Source organism: Snuella lapsa, from assembly GCF_039539345.1.
In the GTDB taxonomy this organism is placed as follows: Bacteria; Bacteroidota; Bacteroidia; order Flavobacteriales; family Flavobacteriaceae; genus Snuella; species Snuella lapsa.
The window spans coordinates 35,625-54,327 of record NZ_BAABCY010000086.1; the positions used below are offsets into that span (position 1 = coordinate 35,625).

General features: G+C 35.1%; 17 protein-coding genes. 16 read left to right on the forward strand and 1 reads right to left on the reverse strand.

Features of this window, described 5'->3' with window-relative positions:
* Positions 1 to 69: 69 nt before the first annotated feature.
* Positions 70 to 1,623, reverse strand: coding sequence for a T9SS response regulator signal transducer PorX (porX, locus tag ABD792_RS16125; RefSeq protein WP_345007396.1), 1,554 nt, complete (start codon positions 1,621 to 1,623; stop codon positions 70 to 72).
* 161 nt (positions 1,624 to 1,784) lie between these two features.
* Between porX and ABD792_RS16130 the strand changes: the two genes are divergently transcribed.
* The 16 genes from ABD792_RS16130 to hisC all read left to right on the forward strand — a co-directional run bounded on the left by ABD792_RS16130 (position 1,785) and on the right by hisC (position 18,640).
* Positions 1,785 to 3,005 carry an HD domain-containing protein gene (locus ABD792_RS16130; protein ID WP_345007397.1) on the forward strand — a complete coding sequence of 407 codons (1,221 nt, stop codon included), beginning with the start codon at positions 1,785 to 1,787 and terminating at the stop codon, positions 3,003 to 3,005.
* A gap of 52 nt (positions 3,006 to 3,057) precedes the next feature.
* On the forward strand, positions 3,058 to 4,086 hold the full coding sequence (lpxD, locus tag ABD792_RS16135; protein ID WP_345007398.1) for a UDP-3-O-(3-hydroxymyristoyl)glucosamine N-acyltransferase: 1,029 nt from the start codon (positions 3,058 to 3,060) through the stop codon (positions 4,084 to 4,086).
* The gene (locus ABD792_RS16140; protein ID WP_345007399.1) at positions 4,073 to 5,479 is read left to right on the forward strand and encodes a bifunctional UDP-3-O-[3-hydroxymyristoyl] N-acetylglucosamine deacetylase/3-hydroxyacyl-ACP dehydratase; all 1,407 of its coding nucleotides are present in this window, start codon (positions 4,073 to 4,075) and stop codon (positions 5,477 to 5,479) included. The genes lpxD and ABD792_RS16140 overlap by 14 nt, the downstream gene beginning before the upstream one ends.
* A 72-nt stretch (positions 5,480 to 5,551) precedes the next feature.
* Complete coding sequence (lpxA, locus tag ABD792_RS16145; protein WP_345007400.1) at positions 5,552 to 6,337, forward strand: acyl-ACP--UDP-N-acetylglucosamine O-acyltransferase; 786 nt, start codon at positions 5,552 to 5,554, stop codon at positions 6,335 to 6,337.
* Between the two features lie 4 nt (positions 6,338 to 6,341).
* Positions 6,342 to 6,908: an elongation factor P gene (gene efp / locus ABD792_RS16150; protein WP_345007401.1), complete on the forward strand. Its 567-nt coding sequence runs from the start codon at positions 6,342 to 6,344 to the stop codon at positions 6,906 to 6,908.
* Positions 6,909 to 6,995: 87 nt separating this feature from the next.
* Positions 6,996 to 7,934: a UDP-3-O-(3-hydroxymyristoyl)glucosamine N-acyltransferase gene (locus tag ABD792_RS16155; protein WP_345007402.1), complete on the forward strand. Its 939-nt coding sequence runs from the start codon at positions 6,996 to 6,998 to the stop codon at positions 7,932 to 7,934.
* A 74-nt stretch (positions 7,935 to 8,008) separates the two neighbouring features.
* Positions 8,009 to 8,893, forward strand: coding sequence for a succinate--CoA ligase subunit alpha (sucD, locus tag ABD792_RS16160; RefSeq protein WP_345007403.1), 885 nt, complete (start codon positions 8,009 to 8,011; stop codon positions 8,891 to 8,893).
* A 155-nt stretch (positions 8,894 to 9,048) separates the two neighbouring features.
* On the forward strand, positions 9,049 to 9,627 hold the full coding sequence (locus ABD792_RS16165) for a hypothetical protein (protein WP_345007404.1): 579 nt from the start codon (positions 9,049 to 9,051) through the stop codon (positions 9,625 to 9,627).
* A gap of 354 nt (positions 9,628 to 9,981) precedes the next feature.
* Complete coding sequence (fabG, locus tag ABD792_RS16170; RefSeq protein ID WP_345007405.1) at positions 9,982 to 10,728, forward strand: 3-oxoacyl-[acyl-carrier-protein] reductase; 747 nt, start codon at positions 9,982 to 9,984, stop codon at positions 10,726 to 10,728.
* Between the two features lie 141 nt (positions 10,729 to 10,869).
* Positions 10,870 to 12,813, forward strand: coding sequence for a VWA domain-containing protein (locus ABD792_RS16175; RefSeq protein WP_345007406.1), 1,944 nt, complete (start codon positions 10,870 to 10,872; stop codon positions 12,811 to 12,813).
* A 13-nt stretch (positions 12,814 to 12,826) separates the two neighbouring features.
* Entirely contained in the window at positions 12,827 to 13,642 is an 816-nt protein-coding gene (locus ABD792_RS16180) for a prohibitin family protein (RefSeq protein WP_345007407.1), read from the forward strand.
* A gap of 41 nt (positions 13,643 to 13,683) precedes the next feature.
* The gene (locus ABD792_RS16185; protein ID WP_345007408.1) at positions 13,684 to 14,490 is read left to right on the forward strand and encodes a LytR/AlgR family response regulator transcription factor; all 807 of its coding nucleotides are present in this window, start codon (positions 13,684 to 13,686) and stop codon (positions 14,488 to 14,490) included.
* 117 nt (positions 14,491 to 14,607) lie between these two features.
* Positions 14,608 to 14,979 carry a hypothetical protein gene (locus ABD792_RS16190; RefSeq protein WP_345007409.1) on the forward strand — a complete coding sequence of 124 codons (372 nt, stop codon included), beginning with the start codon at positions 14,608 to 14,610 and terminating at the stop codon, positions 14,977 to 14,979.
* A 390-nt stretch (positions 14,980 to 15,369) separates the two neighbouring features.
* A complete protein-coding gene (gene hisG, locus ABD792_RS16195; RefSeq protein ID WP_345007410.1) occupies positions 15,370 to 16,227 on the forward strand; it encodes an ATP phosphoribosyltransferase in 858 nt (285 codons plus the stop codon).
* Positions 16,228 to 16,280: 53 nt separating this feature from the next.
* The gene (gene hisD, locus ABD792_RS16200; RefSeq protein WP_345007411.1) at positions 16,281 to 17,564 is read left to right on the forward strand and encodes a histidinol dehydrogenase; all 1,284 of its coding nucleotides are present in this window, start codon (positions 16,281 to 16,283) and stop codon (positions 17,562 to 17,564) included.
* 17 nt (positions 17,565 to 17,581) lie between these two features.
* Complete coding sequence (gene hisC / locus ABD792_RS16205) at positions 17,582 to 18,640, forward strand: histidinol-phosphate transaminase (protein ID WP_345007412.1); 1,059 nt, start codon at positions 17,582 to 17,584, stop codon at positions 18,638 to 18,640.
* Positions 18,641 to 18,703 lie beyond the last annotated feature (63 nt).

Consider the following 18,703-nt stretch of genomic DNA (forward strand, 5'->3'; position numbering starts at 1 on the left):
ATACTAATAAAATCTGATAAAAACCAATAAATCATGCATTTCGTCGGTGTTTTTAGTCATTACATGGAGTTATTTAGGGTTGAATATCACAATTGGGATAATCATTTCTTCTAAAGAAACACCACCGTGTTGATAGGTGTTTCTGTAATAGCTCACGTAATGATTATAATTATTGGGGTAGGCAAAAAACAGATCGCCCTTTGCAAAAATATAAGAACTGCTCATATTAATGGCAGGTAAGTGTATACTTTTTGGGTCTTTCGCAACTAATACGTCTTTATTGTCGTAGGTTAAACTTTTGCCTGTTTTGTATCGTAGGTTTAAACTGGTATCTCTATCGCCGATAACTTTTGAGGGGTTTTTTACATTAATAGTACCATGATCGGTAGTTAAAATGAGTTTAAATCCCATTTGTTGTGCTAGTTGGATCATTTCCAGGAGGGGGGAGTTTTTAAACCAGCTTAGCGTTAAAGATCTATAGGCTTTGTCGTTTGAAGCCAATTCTTTAACGACTTCCATTTCGGTTTTGGCATGCGAAAGCATGTCAACAAAGTTATAAACTACAACGGTTAAATCGTTTTTTTTCAGGGATTTAAAATTGTCTACCAGCTTTTTTCCTGTTTTTAGGTTGGTGATTTTGTGGTACTCGTAGTTTAGGTCGTTAAGTCCCAAGCGTTTCATTTGGCTTGCAAGAAACTTGTCTTCGTAAAGGTTTTTGCCGCCTTCGTCGGTATCGTTTTTCCAATATTCTGGAAAGAGTTTTTCCATATCACTAGGCATCAAACCCGAAAACATTGCGTTGCGGGCATATTGTGTGGCTGTTGGCAGGATGCTAAAAAACGCTTCTTCTTTTTCTTTTTTATAGTAATTGCTAATTATAGGCTCAAAAGCTTTCCATTGGTCGTAACGTAAATTGTCGATTACTACCAATAAGGTAGGTTGCTCCTTGCTTAACTCGGGGGCTATCCTTTCCTTAAACAGGGTGTGCGACATTATTGGAGCTTCTGTTTGTGGTTCGAACCATTTTGAATAGTTTTTTTCAATAAACTTTCCAAATTGGGTATTGGCTTCCGTTTTTTGGGATTCCAATATTTCAAACATCCCGGCGTCTTCAATTGCTTCCAATTGAATTTCCCAGTAAATAAGTTTAAGGTATAGGCTAGTCCATTCTTCGTAACTGTTAACCATAGCTAATTCCATAGCAATTTTCCTAAACTCTTGTTGGTAGTTAGAAGTCGTCTTTTCGGATACAAGACGCGAAAGGTCCAGGTTCTTTTTTAAACTCAGCAATATTTGGTTGGGATTAACAGGCTTAATAAGGTAGTCGGCTATTTTATTTCCAATGGCCTCTTCCATAATATACTCTTCCTCACTTTTGGTTATCATGACCACGGGAAGTGTGTCTTGTTTTTCCTTGATTTCGTTTAAGGTTTCAAGTCCCGTAAGTCCGGGCATGTTTTCATCCAAAAATACAATGTCAAAGTTTTTTTCGTCCAACATTTCTATAGCTTCCGTGCCACTTGTACAGGTCGTTACATCGTAATGTTTTTGCTCAAGAAATAAAATATGGGGCTTTAATAGATCTATTTCGTCATCAACCCAAAGTATTTGTATGGTATTCATATAAGTTTTATAAAATTGTTACTCGATAATCGAGATTTAAATGCCTTACAGGCATAAGGTGTTTGTTGTTTTATTCATCAGGCGTTATAAATTGCTTCTCAAATTTTTAAGCATAGCAATAACATTATATATTTGTCTTACTAAACCTTAAATTTTAAAGTTTGAACAAACTTAAAATATTAAACGATCCAATTTACGGATTTATTACGATTCCTAATTCGTTGGTTTTTGATTTAATTCAGCATAAATATTTTCAACGCTTGCGACGTATTACCCAAATGGGAATGTCTTATTTGGTGTATCCAGGAGCACATCACACACGTTTTCATCACGCTATTGGTTGTGTGCATTTAATGCAGCAAGCTGTTAATGTGCTTCGTTTTAAGGGGGTTACGATATCTGAAGAAGAAGAGGACGCTCTCTATATCGCCATTTTATTGCATGATATTGGTCATGGTCCATTTTCGCATGCTATGGAGCACAGTATCGTTAACAATGTATCCCACGAACAAATTTCGCTCTTATTTATGGAGCAATTAAACGAAGAGTTTAACGGAAGTTTAACATTAGCCATTCAAATTTTTAAGCGGGAATACCATAGAAAGTTTATGTGTGAGCTTATTTCTGGTCAGTTGGATATGGATCGAGCAGATTATTTAAAACGTGATAGCTTTTACACTGGCGTGGCAGAGGGCAATATAAACAGTGAGCGTCTTATAACAATGCTTAATGTGGTTAACGATGAACTGGTAGTTGAGGAGAAAGGGATATACAGTGTCGAAAAATTCATTATAGCCAGACGTTTAATGTATTGGCAAGTTTATTTGCACAAAACCGGTTTGGTCGCAGAGCAGCTGTTAATACGAGTTTTAAAGCGGGCAAAGGAGTTACATGGACAGGGGTGTAAATTGCAGGGGAGTGGCGCACTTCAGTATTTTTTAGAAAATGAAATTTCCATTCACAATTTCACTAATGCTACATTGGATGTTTTTTCTAGTTTAGACGATTACGATATTATTTCGGCCATGAAAGAATGGCAGTATAACGATGATTTTGTATTAAGTAATTTAAGTAAGATGATAGTAAACAGAAACTTACTTAAAATAAAAATGAAAAATAAAAAAATAAAGACCAAACGCTTGGAAAAGCATGTAGAAGCAATAAGAGAGGCGCATGGTATATCCAATGAGGAAGCATCCTATTTTGTTTTTACAGGCAGTATTTTTAATCAGGCATACCATGAAAAGCACCAAAATATAAACATATTGCATAAGTCTGGAAAAATAGAAGATATTGTAAAGGCATCCGATCAACTTAATTTAAAAGCCCTGTCAAAACCAGTTACTAAATATTATATATGCTACCCTAAGGGCGAACTTTAGTGTATTTTTCCTATTTTTGCCGAAAATAAACTAACAACAACAAACATTTAGTGTGAAATTTACAGCACAGCAAATAGCGGGGATTTTGGAAGGTGATGTAGTAGGGAACCCAAATGCCGAAGTATCAAAGTTATCTAAAATAGAGGAAGGGTTTAAGGGGTCTTTAACGTTTTTGGCAAACCCCAAATACACCCCTTTTATTTATACTACAAAAGCTTCCATTACTATTGTTAACAAAACATTCGAACCCGAGAATGATTTGGAAACGACCCTAATTAAGGTAAATGATGCTTACTTGGCCTTTACCAAAATTTTGGAATATTACAATTCCGTTAAGCTTAATAAAGTAGGTATAGAACAGCCTTCGTTTCTTTCGGAATCCTCAAAGCATGGTGATAACTTGTATTTAGGGGCATTTTCGTATGTAGGTGAAAATGTGGTTTTGGGAGATAACGTAAAAATATTTCCGAGTGCCTATATTGGCGATAATGTAGTAATAGGAGATAATACCATTGTGTTTTCTGGGGCAAAAATATATTCCGAAACCCTAATAGGTAATAATTGTGTCATAAATTCAGGAGCTATTATCGGAGCCGATGGATTTGGATATGCACCAAATGGTGATGGGGGCTATAAAAAAGTGCCGCAAACAGGAAATGTTATTATAGAAGACCATGTTGACATAGGCGCCGCTACAACTATCGATAGAGCCACTATGGGATCCACAATTATACGTGAGGGAGCTAAATTGGATAACCAGATTCAGATTGCCCATAATGTGGAAATAGGAAAAAACACGGTTATTGCAGCGCAAACAGGTATAGCGGGGTCTACTAAAATAGGCATGGATTGCCAGATAGGAGGTCAGGTAGGAATCGTGGGGCATTTAACTATAGGTAACAATGTAAAAATACAAGCACAATCGGGGATAGGACGTAATGTGAAAGATGACGAAGTGCTTCAAGGGTCGCCAGCTCTATCGTATGGCGACTACAATAAGTCGTATGTACACTTTAAGAATTTACCTAGAATTGTAAAAGATATTAATGATTTAGAAAAAAAAGTTAATGGGAATAGTTAATACAGAAATAAAACAAAAGACCATAAAAGAAGCAGTTTCTTTAACAGGTGTTGGTTTACACACTGGTAAAGATGTAACTTTAACTTTTAAGCCAGCTCCAGCCAATGCAGGTTTGGCCTTTAAACGTGTAGATTTAGAAGGAACACCATTAATCGAAGCTGATGCAAATTATGTAACCAATACCCAAAGAGGTACTTGCCTGGAAAAGAACGGTGTGACCATACAAACTTCAGAGCATGTGCTAGCTGCCTTAGTTGGTTTGGATATTGATAATGTTATTATAGAATTAAACGAATCGGAGCCACCCATTATGGATGGTTCATCAAAGTTTTTCGTAGAAGCGTTGGAAGAGGCTGAAATCGTAGAGCTTGAAGCAGTGCGCGAAGAATATGTTGTAACCGATGTTGTTTCTTATACCGATGAAGAATCTGGTAGTGAAATATTGGTGATGCCTGCAAAGGAATACCAAGTAACGACCATGGTCGATTTTGGTACAAAGGTATTAGGCACCCAAAATGCAACATTAAATCAAATTTCCGATTTCAAAAAAGATATTTCCAACTCACGTACCTTTAGCTTTCTGCATGAAATTGAAATGCTTCTCGAAAACGGGTTGATTAAGGGAGGTGATTTAAATAATGCTATTGTTTATGTAGACAAACCATTGTCTACAGAAACCATGGAAAAATTAAAAGTAGCCTTTAAAAAGGACGCAATAGCTGTTAAACCTAATGGTATTTTGGATAACTTAACATTGCATTACCCTAATGAAGCTGCGAGGCACAAACTGTTGGATGTGCTAGGTGATTTAGCACTTATAGGCACACGTATACGAGGTAAGGTTATTGCAAACAAGCCTGGGCATTTTGTGAATACCCAGTTTGCTAAAAAGCTTTCGAAAATAATTAAGAACGAAAGACGTAATAATGTGCCAAACATAGATTTGAATCAGCCTCCACTTATGGATGTTAATCAAATCATGGCCATGTTACCACACCGTCAGCCATTTTTACTTATCGATAAGATTTTTGAATTATCAGACTCGCATGTTGTGGGAATGAAGAACGTAACGATGAATGAGCAGTTTTTTGCAGGTCATTTCCCAGGAGCACCAGTTATGCCAGGTGTTTTGATATGTGAGGCAATGGCTCAGACCGGAGGTATTTTGGTTTTAAATACAGTTCCAGATCCCGAAAATTACTTGACATTTTTTATGAAAATGGATAATGTTAAGTTTAAACAAAAAGTAGGACCAGGAGATACGCTAATCTTTAAATGTTCGTTAATAACACCAATACGCAGAGGTATTTGCCATATGCAGGGATATGCTTATTCAAACGGAAAGCTGTGCGCAGAAGCCGAACTTATGGCTCAAATTTCTAAAGTAAAATAATTATGCAAAAAGCAGTCTATTCTTGTAAACTGCTTGTGCATCTTTATTGTTAATACAATAATATTATATTAAATGAATCAACCACTCGCTTACGTTCATCCAGGAGCTAAAATTGCAAAAAATGTTGTTATCGAACCATTTACTACCATACATAATAATGTTGTAATTGGTGAAGGTACTTGGATAGGTAGTAACGTAACTATTATGGAAGGTGCCCGAATTGGAAAAAACTGTAACATTTTTCCGGGAGCTGTAATCTCAGCAGTGCCACAAGACCTTAAATACAATGACGAAGACACAATTGTTGAAATAGGGGACAATGTAACGATCCGAGAATGTGTTACAATAAACAGAGGTACGGCCGATAGAATGAAAACGGTTATAGGTAATAATTGTTTAATTATGGCATATTGCCATATCGCACACGATTGTATTGTTGGGAACAATTGCATCTTTTCAAATAACAGTACACTTGCAGGGCACATTACCATAGGAGATTATGTGGTCTTGGCAGGAATGACAGCAGTACATCAGTTTTGTTCTATTGGTAACCACGCTTTTGTTACTGGTGGTTCCTTGGTTAGAAAAGATGTGCCGCCATTTGTTAAAGCAGCAAGAGAGCCATTGTCATATGTTGGTATTAACTCAGTAGGGTTGAGAAGACGTGGTTTTACAAGTGAAAAAATTAGGGAAATACAGAATATTTTTAGAATTCTATATCAAAAAAATTATAACAATACCCAGGCCGGAGATATTATTGAAGCCGAGATGGAAGCAACTCCAGAACGCGATGAGATTCTTCAGTTTATTAGAAATTCACATCGTGGTATTATGAAAGGATATTTTAAATCAAATTAATTATATGGCAACTACAAGTGATATTAGAAACGGGTTATGCATCAAGTATAACAACGATATTTATAAAGTAATAGAGTTTTTGCATGTAAAGCCTGGTAAAGGACCAGCTTTTGTTAGAACAAAATTAAAAAGTGTAACGACGGGAAAAGTAATTGATAATACCTTTTCGGCTGGTCATAAATTAGAGGATGTACGTGTTGAAACGCACAAGTTTCAATTTTTATATAATGATGGGGAATACTATCATTTTATGAATACAGAAGATTATACGCAAATTCAATTAACTGAGGCAGCACTAGATAACCCTGGATTAATGAAAGAAGGTGAAGTTGTTACCGTTATGATTAATACCGAAGACAACATGCCGCTTTCTGTAGAAATGCCTGCAAGTGTAATATTAGAAATTACAGCAACCGAACCTGGTGTTAAAGGGAATACAGCAACCAATGCAACCAAGCCTGCAACGGTAGAAACAGGAGCAACCATTAACGTGCCATTGTTTATCAATGAAGGTGATAAAATAAAGGTAGAAACAGAAAAAGGGACTTACAAAGAGCGCGTTAAAGAGTAATAGGGTTATAGATAGTTGGTATTCCGTATGGGGAATATCAGGTATACTCCAAAAAAATATCCGTATAAAACCGTTTAACCTTTATCTATGAAGTTCCCGAAACCTTATACCTTAAAAGAAGTAGCACAACTTATTGGTTGTAGCTTTGTTGGCCGTGAAGATTTTCCTGTTTTGGGTATGAACGAAATTCATGTCGTAGAACCCGGTGATATTGTATTTGTCGACCACCCTAAATATTATGATAAAGCTTTAACCTCGAAAGCCAGCATTGTCTTAATAAATAAAGATGTAGCATGTCCAGAAGGAAAAGCTTTGCTTATAAGTGACGATCCTTTTCGCGATTTTAATAAGCTTGCCGAGCATTTCAAGCCATTCCAACCAGCTAATAACTTGATATCTGAGTCCGCCAGAATTGGTAAAAATACTGTTATCCAACCTAATTGTTTTATAGGTAATAACGTGGTTATTGGTGATAATTGTATTATCCACTCCAATGTCAGTATTTATGATGATACCATAATAGGAAATCATGTAACCATTCATGCTGGAGCTGTGTTGGGAGCAAATGCGTTTTATTATAAAAACAGACCAGAAGGATTTGATCGCTTAAAGTCTAGTGGCAGTATTGTTATTAAAGATTATGTAGACATTGGAGCAGCCTGTACTATTGATAGAGGGGTAACTGCTAATACTACTATTGGCAAAGGCTCTAAATTGGATAACCAAATACAAATAGGACATGATACTGTTATTGGAGAAAAATGTTTAATAGCTTCGCAAGTAGGTATTGCTGGTTGTGTTGTTATAGAAGACGAGGTAACCATTTGGGGACAAGTAGGTATTAGTAGTGGTGTTACAATAGGCAAAAAAGCGGTACTTCTGGCACAAGCAGGCGTTAGTAAGTCTTTAGAAGGCGGTAAGAGCTATTTTGGGACTCCTGCCGAGGATATCAGAAAAAAATATAAAGAATTGGCTTCTATAAGACAACTGCCAGAAACATTGCAACTTTTAAAATCAATAAAATAAACACAAAAAATGCTATTAAAAGTAACTTCAAAAAAGTACTTTTGTACAGCTTTATTTAAAATAAAAAATATACGATGAGTGTTTTAGTAAACAAAGATTCAAAAATAATAGTTCAAGGGTTTACAGGAAGTGAAGGTACATTCCATGCAGGCCAAATGATAGAATACGGAACCAATATTGTTGGAGGTGTTACGCCTGGTAAAGGAGGGCAAACACATTTAGATAAGCCCGTATTTAACACTGTTCAAGACGCTGTTAACGAAGTAGGAGCAGATACAACCATTATTTTTGTACCACCAGCCTTTGCTGCCGATGCCATAATGGAAGCAGCCGATGCAGGTATTAAAGTTATTATTACCATTACAGAAGGAATTCCAGTAGCGGATATGATTACCGCATCAAATTATATTAAACATAAAGATTGTCGCTTAATAGGTCCTAACTGTCCTGGCGTAATTACGCCCGAAGAAGCAAAAGTAGGTATTATGCCCGGTTTTGTATTTAAAAAAGGAAATGTAGGTATTGTTTCTAAATCAGGAACCCTTACTTACGAAGCAGCCGATCAAGTTGTTAAGCAGGGGTTAGGAATTACTACTGCAATTGGTATTGGAGGAGATCCAATAATTGGAACTACAACAAAAGAAGCTGTAGAGCTATTAATTAACGATCCTGAAACTGAAGCTGTTGTAATGATTGGTGAGATTGGAGGACAATTAGAAGCCGATGCTGCAAACTGGTATAAAGAAAGTGGTAGCAAAAAACCCGTTATTGGTTTTATTGCAGGAGAAACTGCGCCTGCAGGACGTACTATGGGACATGCAGGAGCTATTGTTGGTGGAAGTGATGACACAGCACAAGCAAAAAAGAAAATAATGAGAGCTTGTGGCATCCACGTAGTAGATTCGCCAGCCGAGATTGGAAGTAAGGTTGCTGAAGTTTTAGCGTTACAAAACGCTTAATTAAAAAGCTTTTCAATTTAAATATATAGAATCCGCTGACTTAAGGTCGGCGGATTTTTTTTGTGCTTAAAATTTAGTTAGAAATGGTATTATTAAGGGTAACAAAATGTAGCATGGATTGATATACTGGTATGAAACAATAAAATCCAGAAATCATGAAAGTACAGAAAGCAATTTTAAAACTAATAATTATAAGTGCTCTTTTTATAAGCTGTTCTAAAGACGATGATTCAGATTTAATAGAACAAGCGCCACAGTACCCTATGAAAACTTTAATAGAAACTGGACACATGGAATTAAAAAGTACCATGCAGCAGTGGGTGTCACATTTTGAAGTAGGCTATAAATTTAAGACATTTAAAAATGGTAAGATTACTGCCTTAGGTATTCGGGTACCACACAATGACTCCTATAGAGTGACATTATGTAATGCCGAAACAGAAGAAATTTTAGTGACAAAAAATATTGTTTCTAGTTCAGGCTTATTGTCGTTTGAAACAATCGACCCTATTAATATAGCTTCGGGGGTGGCTTATTTTGTATCTGTGAACACAAATGACTATTACACTTTTAATGATTCAGGGAATGCAATGTTTCCTGTTGAAAGTGGTGATGTTTTGATTACCGACTACGGTGTTAGATCTGGTACAAATCCAGACCAGATCATGCCTGTTCAATATTCAAAAGTCTCTTATGTAGGCATGGTGGACATTAAATTCATACCAAACAATTAACCACTTCGTTTCCATATTGAAAAAGTTTAAATAAGTTCTTATAAAAGGACAATAACTTACTAGAACCTTACAAGATTTTGTAAGGTTTTTTTATATCTTACAATTTGTAATTACTATATTTGAACGCCATAAATGATACCACTTGTTAATTAAATTTAGATAAATTCAAGAAGCAAATGAAATTGTTTAATAGGCAGAGAGCATTTAAATATCGATTATAGAGTAAATTTCAAAAATGCCTCACAAAAAATAATGTTTAAAATTTTTAATGTGAGAACGAAGGTAAGGAGAGTTTGCACGCGTTCTTAATTTTATAATTAACATGTAGTAAAAAAATTACTAAAATTTAAACGAATGAAATTATTAGAAGGAAAAACAGCCATAATTACAGGTGCGAGTAGGGGGATAGGTAAAGGTATAGCACAAGTTTTTGCGCAACAAGGAGCTAATGTAGCTTTTACTTACAGCGCATCGGTAGATGCAGCTAAAGCATTAGAGAGTGAGTTAACAGCCTTAGGTGTGAAGGCTAAAGGATACCAAAGCAATGCAGCAAGTTTTGAAGAAGCCCAAAACCTAGCAAATGATGTGGTTGCCGAATTTGGTAGTATTGATATATTAGTCAATAACGCAGGTATTACTAAAGATAATTTATTAATGCGCATAAGTGAAGAAGATTTTGATACCGTTATTGAGGTTAATTTAAAATCGGTTTTTAACATGACCAAGGCAGTACAACGTACTATGCTAAAACAACGCAAGGGATCTATTATTAACATGAGCTCTGTTGTAGGAGTAAAAGGTAATGCAGGACAAACTAATTACGCAGCTTCAAAAGCGGGTATTATTGGATTTTCAAAATCCGTTGCCTTAGAACTTGGATCAAGAAACATTAGATCTAATGTTGTTGCACCTGGTTTTATAGAAACGGAAATGACAGCTAAGTTAGATGAAGAAGTTGTAAAAGGATGGCGCGCTGGGATTCCATTAAAACGTGGTGGTACTCCTGAAGATATTGCCAATGTTTGTGTATTCTTAGCGAGCGACATGAGTGCCTATGTTACTGGACAAACACTAAATGTCGATGGAGGAATGCTTACTTAATTTCAAGATGCATGAATTATGGTTTTGAAATTTAGAAATCGATATTTTTAGATGCAAACAGAAACGCTTGTATACATTATATTAGCTGGAATTATTGCGCTTTTTTTAGCGCTTTTTCAGTATAAGTCAAAAAGAAAGAGCATGTCTAAACTGGACATGCTTTTTTCTTTCTTAAGGTTTGTAACCATATTTTCTGTACTGTTACTACTTATAAATCCTAAGTTTAAACATTCAAGTCAAACTATAGAAAAACCAACATTGGTTATTGCTGTAGATAACTCTAGTTCTGTTAAGTATTTAAATAAAGATAAAGAGGTTCAAGACTTAGCAAATCAGCTCTTAAGTGATCAAAAACTACAGGGCAAGTTCAATATAGAGGCCTATTCCTTTGGAGAGTCGGTAAACAAGTTGGATACCATTTCTTTTTCTGGAAAGCAAACCAATATAGATAGAGTATTTAAACAGTTCTCTCAAATATACAAGCAAGCAACAGCCCCTACAATCCTTATAACCGATGGAAATCAAACTTATGGTAACGATTATTTGTTTACTTCATCACATTACAAACAACCTATTTATCCAATAATATTAGGAGATACCGTTACGTACACCGATTTAAAAATTCAACAGTTAAACGTTAATAAATATGCATACTTGAAAAACAAATTTCCAGTTGAAGCCATTTTGGTATTCAATGGAAATAAATCTATCAATTCACGGTTTGTTGTTACCAATGGTAATACAACTGTTTATTCAGAACCCGTGAGTTTTTCAAAAAATAACAATTCAAGAATTATAAATTTTACGCTACCAGCCAATAAAGTAGGTGTTGGTAGCTACAAGGCAACGATCCAGCCCATAGATAATGAAAAAAATACGATTAACAATTCTAAGAATTTTGCTGTTGAAGTTATTGATCAAAAAACAAAAATAGCCATAGTTAGTGATTTTCCCCATCCCGATTTAGGTGTATTAAAAAGAAGTATAGAAAGTAACGAACAGCGCATAGTAACTTTTTTAAATCCTAAAGAAGCAATTGATAGGTTGGAAGATTTTCAGTTGATTATACTCAACCAACCAAATAATAAATTTAAACAAGTTTACAATGTCTTAAATGAGCAAAACAAAAACCGACTTGTTATTGTTGGAACGAAAACGGATTTAAGGTTTTTAAACACTATTGGAAATAACTACACTTTTGAAATTACCAACCAAGAAGAAGATTATCAAGCAGAATTAAACCTGAATTATGCACCCTTTATTATTGACGATATAGATTTTGAGTCGTTTCCTCCTTTAAAATCTAATTATGGAGCTGTTACTTTTTCCGTTCCTTATCAAACTATTTTAAATAAACGTGTAAATAATGTGCCTGTTAACGCGCCATTACTAGCTACTTTCGAAATGAATTCGAAAAGGGAAGCGGTTCTATTTGGTGAAAGCATTTGGCAATGGAGAGCCCAGAGTTTTTTAAATTCTAATACATTTAACCTATTCGATGATTTTATTGGTAAACTAGTACAATACTTAGCTTCAAACAAAAGAAGGGATCGCTTGAGTCTTGAATACGAATCATTTTATACTGGAAGTAGTAAAATAGAAATTAAAGCACAAGTCTTCGATAATAACTATGTGTTCGATTCGAGAGAAACACTCAATATAATTGTAACAGATAAACTTTCAGGTCAAGAAAAACAGTTCCCGCTCATATTGAAGAACAATTATTATGTAGCAGATTTAAGTAATTTGCCACCATCAGAATATAGCTTTACCATTAGTGCGGTTAATGAAAATATTTCGAAATCTGGAAATTTTCAGATTTTGGAATACAATGTCGAACAACAATTCTTAAATGCCAATGTAACAAAATTAGAGCAATTGGCTACTAATAGCAATGGCAAGAGCTTTTTTGTTTCCGATACAAAAAACCTCGTTAACGAAATTTTAAATGACGATCGCTTTGTGGCAATTCAAAAGGTCAACAAAAATGTCATACCTTTGGTTGACTGGAAATATTTACTTGCTTTAATAGCTTTAAGTCTAACAGTCGAGTGGTTTCTGAGAAAATACAATGGATTAATTTAATATATAATAACTAATGGAAAAATTACCAAAAATTGCTTTGCCTTTCGTTTTTGTAGGCATCATATTAATAATAGTACTTGCTAAATCTGCTGTTACCATCGATGCTGGTCATGCAGGTGTTTTATATGAAACATTAAAAAATGGTGTGGATTCAGATAAAGAACCCCTAGGGCCGGGTTTTCATATTATAGCACCATGGAACCGTGTGATTGATTACGAAACACGTCAGCAAGAAATTCCGGAAAAAATGTCTGTGTTATCATCAAATGGTTTGGACATTCAATTGGATGCCTCTGTTTTATACGAGCCAGACGTAAAGAATCTTGGAAAGTTGCATAACGAAAAAGGGGAGAACTATTTAAAAAGGGTTTTACAACCAGCCGTTAGAAGTGCGGCTAGAAGTGTTGTAGGGCGCTATACGCCAGAGCAATTGTATTCGAGCAAGCGAGATGCTATTCAGGAAGAGATATTTTTGGAGACTAAAAAAATCGTTGAGAGCCAATACATCCAGTTAAACAGTATTTTAATTAGAGATGTAACCTTACCTCCTACAATTAAGGATGCTATTGAGCGGAAGTTAAAACAAGAGCAGGAATCCTTAGAATATGAGTTTAGGTTAGTTACGGCCGAAAAAGAAGCCCAAAGACAACGCATTGAAGCGCAAGGGAAAGCCGATGCCAATAAAATTTTAAGTGCATCCTTAACAGATAAAATCCTTCAGGATAAAGGTATTGAAGCAACTATAAAATTATCAGAATCACCAAATAGTAAGGTTGTTGTTATTGGATCTGGGGATACCGGCATGCCAATAATTCTAGGAAATCAATAAATATAAAAGGTAAAAGGCATATCGTGTTGAATATAAAAACTATGATCTGGCAGCCTTTTCCTTTATTAGACAAAAACTGGCAAAAACTTTTTCTTATTAGTTTTTGCTTTGTTTTTAGTGTGGTTTTTTTAAACCTTTTTGTTCCCTTTAATATCAATTTATGGGAAGATGATGAGGGTATTGCGCAATTTTTGAGGCTATCAAAGTTTGCCGCCATAGGTATTTTAGTTTTGGCCTTTTCGCAGTTTGCGTTACGTAAACTATTTAAAATTTCAAGCTTTAAGTTTGTTGAATTTATTGGTTGGGTAATATTGGAGATGGTGTTGATCGCTTTGGTCTTGTCTGCTTTCTACCTATATGATGGAATATCTTTTTGGTTATTTTTTTTAGAATGCATCCGTTATGCAGCATTGGTTGTTTTAATTCCTTATTCTGTAGCACTACTTATAATTTATGTATTTCTGTTAAAGAATAATAACAATGCCAATGCGAGTGCATCACTACCTACAGATTTAATAGGAATACCCGATGGAAACAACCTAGTTAAGTTATCTGTGCCAATAAATAATCTATTGTATTTTGAGTCGGCAGATAACTATGTGGTAGTTCAATATCTTGATGAAGGAAAAGCAAAGAAAAAACTTATTCGTAATACGCTTAAAAACTTAGAAAACACACTGGATAACTCTGTCATAAAAAGGTGCCATCGTTCTTTTATTGTTAATGTAAAAAGCATCAAATTAATCGAAAAAGTTTCAGGTAAGTTTTTCATTCATATAAAAAACAATGAGAAACCCATCCCTATATCTACCAATTACATCCCACAGTTTAAAGATTATATTTCTTAAGACATTCTATTCATCCCATAATGGGCTTCTTTGTCCCTATTTTTTTACGTAACGATTTGATCTACATAATTTTGTTGAAAATAAAAAATCAATGTATAATTTAATTTAGTTTTAATTATGAAGAAAAATCTAGTCGTATTAGTAGTAGTAGTTTTAGCATTTTGTTTTAAGACAAACGCCCAAGAGTCTATAAAAAACTTTAAAGGTACCTGGGAGTATGAGTGCAACGAAGCACCTTATGGATACAATTCTGGAAAAATAGTTGTTGAACAAAAAAAGGACAGACCTGTCGTTAAGGTAATCTATGAAGATGGAGGTGAAAATACAGCCGAATCTATTAAAGTCAAGAATGGTGTGTTGTACTTTAATATAAATGTAGAAGATAGCTTTGTTAAAGTGCAATTACAAAAGGATGGTACGAAAATAAAAGGCAAAGCCATTAACGGTTACGGAGAAGAATTGAGGATAACCGCCGTGCAGAAAAAATAGCCTAAAATTATAGGCAGTCTGTTTAATTTTATTAGTTAGTTTATAAAATATCCAAATCGAGGTGTGCTCGTTTGGATATTTTTAATTGAATGGATTATTGGTTTGAGAAGTATTAAAAAAATAGGCTTAAAAATTAATAATGTTAAAATAGTTAAAAAATGTCCCTATTATATTTGGAGATATTTGTTTTAATTACTGATATTTGTAGAAACAATAGGTAAACATGAATTTTATTCAATTTCATCATCATCATTTTCAAATTTGCTCTCAAGCGAAGTGAAGGTGTGTTGAATAAAGTCAAGATATTTTTAAACCCGTTTGAGACAATCAAGCGGGTTTTTTATTTAAAAACTTAAGTAGATTGTTTCAAACTCATAACGAATAATAAAAATGAGTAAACTAAGAATTGCTGTACAAAAATCGGGTCGATTAAACGAAGACTCAATGAAAATCCTAAAGGATATAGGGATTTCTATCGATAATGGGAAGGATCAATTAAAGGCATCAGCCAGGAATTTTCCAGTAGAAGTATTCTATTTAAGGAATGGCGATATTCCGCAATATTTAAAAGATGGTGTTGTAGATGTTGCCATTATCGGAGAAAATGTATTAATAGAAAAGGGGAAGGATATAAGAGTTGCTGAAAAACTAGGATTTTCTGCTTGTCGCGTGTGTATTGCCGTCCCAAAGTCCCATAATTATAACACTATAAAAGATCTGGAGGGAAAGCGTATAGCTACATCATATCCTAATACCGTTCAAGATTATTTAGATAAAAATGGTGTGAAATCGAATTTGCATATTATTAATGGTTCTGTTGAAATCGCTCCAAATATTGGACTGGCAGATGCTATTTGTGATATTGTATCTAGCGGAAGCACGCTGTTTAAAAACAATTTAAAAGAAGTTGAAACGATCTTAAAATCGGAGGCGGTACTAGCGGTTTCACCAGTGCTTTCAAAAGAAAAAGAAGCTATTCTTAGTAAAATCCAGTTTAGGATTCAGTCGGTCTTAAAAGGCAGACAATCAAAATATATATTGCTTAATGCTCCAAACGATAAATTACAGGACATTATAAATGTGTTACCAGGAATGAAAAGTCCAACTGTGTTGCCTTTGGCAGAGGAGGGGTGGAGCTCAGTACATTCTGTAATAAGTAAGAACGAATTTTGGGACGTTATTGACGAACTAAAAAATAACGGCGCCCAAGGAATTTTGGTATGTCCTATTGAGAAGATGGTATTATAGTGTCTTTCAGATCCCGTGCATTTGGGAGAGAATCTCACTTAAAAAAGTTTAGTATGCAAATAATTGATAATCCAAATAAAGAAAACTGGTCAGAAGTCCTAAAAAGACCCACACAAACGGTAAAGGACATTGAAGCTACTGTAAATCAGATTTTTGAAGAAGTTCTTACTGAGGGTGATGTGGCCATAAAAAACTATACAGCGCGTTTTGATGGCGTTGATCTGGTATCCAATATAGTTTCTAACGATGAGTTGCAGGAGGCCATAGCCAAAGTGCCAGCAAAGCTACAAGAAGCTATTAAATTAGCTAAAAGCAATATTGAAGCGTTCCATAAAGCCCAAAAAACCACTAGAGTAGAAGTGCAGACTACTAATGGTGTAGCTTGTTGGCAAGAAAAGCGTGCTATAGAAAAAGTAGGCTTGTACATTCCAGGAGGTACGGCACCTTTATTTTCTACAGTTTTAATGTTGGCTGTGCCTGCGCAAATTGCAGGATGCAAAGAGATCGTTTTGTGTTCCCCACCAAGCAAGAATGGTTCTTTGGCTCCAGAAATACTTTTTGCAGCGCAACTTTGTGGAGTAACCAAGATTATCAAGGTAGGGGGGATTCAAGCCATTGCCGGACTAACTTTTGGAACAGCAACCATACCTCAAGTATATAAAATATTTGGCCCCGGAAACCAATATGTAACTGTTGCCAAACAACTAGCTACGAAACATGGCGTAGCAATAGATATGCCCGCTGGACCAAGTGAGTTGTTGGTGGTTGCCGATAACACAGCTAACCCTGCTTACATTGCTTCAGATTTATTGAGTCAGGCAGAGCACGGAATCGATAGTCAGGTTATCTTAGTATCTACTTCTAAATCGTTAATAAATGAGGTTTCCGAAGCAATTGAAGAACAAATACAGGCGCTACCCAGACAGGCTATAGCAGAAAAAGCAATGGCAAACTCGAAAGGTATTCTCGTAAAAGATGATGCAACCGCTTTAGAGTTAATAAACGAGTACGGGCCAGAACATTTTATTGTATGTGTAGAGAACGAAGCATTTTATGTTGATGGCATAAGAAATGCAGGATCGGTGTTTATTGGAGACTTTACACCTGAGAGTGCTGGCGATTATGCCTCTGGAACAAATCACACATTACCAACCAATGGTTTTTCAAAAGCTTATTCGGGCGTGAATTTAGATAGCTTTTCTAAGAGCATGACTTTTCAGAAAATATCGAGGGAAGGCCTTTTAAATATAGGTGAGACCATCGAACTTATGGCAGAAGCTGAAGGCTTACAAGCACATAAAAATGCAGTATCCATTCGATTAAAGGATTTGCAATAATTTGATCCCAAAGTAAAATGAAAACAACAAAAATAAATATAGACAGTTTAATAAGGCCAACCATTAAGGCCTTAAAACCTTATTCTTCGGCGCGTGATGAATTTCAAGGAGTTAGTGATCCCATGGTATTTTTGGACGCCAATGAAAATCCGTTTTATAATGGTGTAAACCGTTATCCAGATCCCAAACAAAGAACAGTAAAGTCAATGCTTTCAGAAATTAAAGGAATTCCTGTAGAGAATATACTTTTGGGGAACGGAAGCGACGAAGTATTGGATCTTATTTTTAGAGTGTTTTGTGAGCCTAATCAAGATAATATCCTCATTTTGCCTCCAACCTATGGGATGTACGAAGTGCTGGCTAATTTGAATGCAGTCGAAATCAAAAAGATACAATTAACGGATGATTTTCAACCAGACGTTGAGGGTATTTTAAGTCAAGTGGACGAAAACAGCAAATTACTGTTTTTATGTTCTCCAAACAACCCGACGGGAAATAGCTTTGCCCAAAAGTCCATAGCAGAATTAGTAAGCAATTTTAATGGCATTGTAGTTATAGATGAAGCCTACATCGATTTTTCAAATCAGATAAGTTGGTCTACACGTTTAGAAGATTTTCCTAATTTAATTGTTACCCAAACACTATCTAAGGCTTATGGAATGGCGGGAATTCGTTTAGGTATTTGTTATGCTTCAACGCAAATAATCAATGTGCTAAATGCTATTAAACCACCGTATAATGTTAACGAACTAACACAACAAAGAGCTATAGAACAGTTAAGTAGTATGGAAGTTACGGCAAATCAAATTAAAACCATTTTAGAGGAACGCAAAAAGCTAATATCAGAAGTTAAAACGATGGATTATGTTTTAAAGATTTACCCTTCTGACGCTAACTTTATTTTGATAAAAGTAGATGATGCGAATAAACGATACGATCAGCTCATAGAAAAAGGTATTGTGGTACGAAACAGGACCAAGCAGCTAGGGTGCGATAATTGCTTAAGGCTCACTGTAGGAACACCTGAGGAGAATGAAATATTAATAAAAACACTTTTGTTAATTTCGGAATCCTGAACTTGTTTCAGGAGCTTTTAAATAAAACTGAATAATGATTTTAAACCAAAAATATTAAGTATA

Bases quoted from the DNA above. Each gene is read 5' to 3' on its own strand.
- hisC (WP_345007412.1), top strand. From the start codon at position 17,582: ATGAAAACAACAAAAATAAATATAGACAGTTTAATAAGGCCAACCATT.
- lpxA (WP_345007400.1), top strand. From the start codon at position 5,552: ATGAATCAACCACTCGCTTACGTTCATCCAGGAGCTAAAATTGCAAAA.
- ABD792_RS16165 (WP_345007404.1), top strand. From the start codon at position 9,049: ATGAAAGTACAGAAAGCAATTTTAAAACTAATAATTATAAGTGCTCTT.
- ABD792_RS16185 (WP_345007408.1), top strand. From the start codon at position 13,684: ATGATCTGGCAGCCTTTTCCTTTATTAGACAAAAACTGGCAAAAACTT.
- hisD (WP_345007411.1), top strand. From the start codon at position 16,281: ATGCAAATAATTGATAATCCAAATAAAGAAAACTGGTCAGAAGTCCTA.
- ABD792_RS16140 (WP_345007399.1), top strand. From the start codon at position 4,073: ATGGGAATAGTTAATACAGAAATAAAACAAAAGACCATAAAAGAAGCA.
- sucD (WP_345007403.1), top strand. From the start codon at position 8,009: ATGAGTGTTTTAGTAAACAAAGATTCAAAAATAATAGTTCAAGGGTTT.
- porX (WP_345007396.1), bottom strand. From the start codon at position 1,623: ATGAATACCATACAAATACTTTGGGTTGATGACGAAATAGATCTATTA.
- hisG (WP_345007410.1), top strand. From the start codon at position 15,370: ATGAGTAAACTAAGAATTGCTGTACAAAAATCGGGTCGATTAAACGAA.
- ABD792_RS16155 (WP_345007402.1), top strand. From the start codon at position 6,996: ATGAAGTTCCCGAAACCTTATACCTTAAAAGAAGTAGCACAACTTATT.
- ABD792_RS16190 (WP_345007409.1), top strand. From the start codon at position 14,608: ATGAAGAAAAATCTAGTCGTATTAGTAGTAGTAGTTTTAGCATTTTGT.
- ABD792_RS16180 (WP_345007407.1), top strand. From the start codon at position 12,827: ATGGAAAAATTACCAAAAATTGCTTTGCCTTTCGTTTTTGTAGGCATC.
- fabG (WP_345007405.1), top strand. From the start codon at position 9,982: ATGAAATTATTAGAAGGAAAAACAGCCATAATTACAGGTGCGAGTAGG.
- ABD792_RS16175 (WP_345007406.1), top strand. From the start codon at position 10,870: ATGTCTAAACTGGACATGCTTTTTTCTTTCTTAAGGTTTGTAACCATA.
- efp (WP_345007401.1), top strand. From the start codon at position 6,342: ATGGCAACTACAAGTGATATTAGAAACGGGTTATGCATCAAGTATAAC.